Annotated in this window: 2 protein-coding genes; one reads left to right on the top strand and one right to left on the bottom strand. The window is 41.8% G+C overall.

What is annotated here, in order from left to right:
• Positions 1-108 (top strand): hypothetical protein (locus tag CVN76_RS32330; protein WP_442857554.1); only part of this gene is annotated, 108 nt, incomplete at its 5' end.
• A gap of 80 nt (positions 109-188) precedes the next feature.
• Here the strand turns inward: CVN76_RS32330 and CVN76_RS06335 are convergent.
• Positions 189-792: LysE/ArgO family amino acid transporter (locus tag CVN76_RS06335; protein ID WP_100530619.1), on the bottom strand; the 604-nt coding region annotated here is incomplete at its 5' end.

The following is a 792-nucleotide window of genomic DNA, read 5'->3' as shown; positions in this document are numbered from 1 at the left end:
CAAATGCTCGATAAAAAACAAGCATTGAACGACGAAATCATCAGCAGTGACAACTGGATCACCGAACTTTCCACTGAGGAAATCAAGGACCTGGTCGCTCTTCAATAAGGTACAAAAGGAGAATGCCTATCGAATGGGCATTCTCCTTTTTCCGTTTGAATAGCCATCAAATGGAGTGAAAATCGTTTCTAAAAAATCGAACTCAACAAATAAAGAGCCGTAATCCAGATGATGATGGCCGATACTTTATTTAACATACCAAGGAACTTGCCAGTAGTATCAATCTTTTTCAGCAATCGTCCCGCCAGACATAGTCCATGGAACCAGCACCATGACACAGCGATGCACGTTACCGTGAAAATCACTTTATCCGTTCCTGAATATACAAGCGAGCTCGATCCGATTACACCGATCGTATCCAAGATTGCATGCGGATTGAGCAATGATACCGATAAAGCAAAAATCATCTGTTTTTTTGCTGACATTTGCTTAGTTTCAGCATCTGCTTGTGGAATGGCACCGGAAGACCAAATCTGAAAACCCATATACAATAAAAATGTGATTCCAATAATGATCAATGCCAGATGCAGCCAAACATATTGCATGACAATCAACGAAACGCCGAAGATGGCCAACAGAATGAGTGCAGAATCACAAATGGCAGCAGTGATCGTTGCAGGCAAAGCCTTTTTTATGGTCGGCTGGATTGCTCCCTGATTGAAAATAAATACATTCTGCACGCCTAATGGCAGGATCAGGCCTAATGCCAATAGCAATCCATGAAAAAATGGT

The sequence above is a fragment of the Bacillus sp. mrc49 genome, assembly GCF_002803435.1.
This window is presented reverse-complemented; position numbering and strand designations above follow the sequence as displayed.